This window comes from Dellaglioa sp. CoH-57-MRSF-22, from assembly GCF_056781895.1.
Genome location: NZ_JBXAXT010000267.1, coordinates 1 through 240, shown reverse-complemented (window position 1 = coordinate 240; position 240 = coordinate 1). Strand labels below are relative to the sequence as shown.

Genomic DNA, 240 nt, shown 5'->3' with positions numbered 1-240 from the left:
GATGGGGGCACCGTCGCGGGCACCGTTACCACGGATTGGGCGATCACCATGTTAGTGAGGCCCGTGCTCTGCACTACGTACGAAAATGCGTTACCTGCTGCATATACTGTCCCGTCCGAGGCCAGCAGCTCCCAAACCACAAAGCCACCACTAGGGTCCATGTTGCCCGGGAACGTGAAGACGGTAGTGCCTATCGCAGCGTTACCGGCCTCAATGGTGTCCACCAGATCGGTATACGCC

Annotated in this window: 1 protein-coding gene; it reads right to left on the bottom strand. The window is 59.2% G+C overall.

What is annotated here, in order from left to right; all coding sequences use genetic code 11:
• On the bottom strand, positions 1-240 hold a 240-nt coding region (locus AC1RPR_RS09030), incomplete at both ends, for a hypothetical protein (RefSeq protein WP_481763612.1).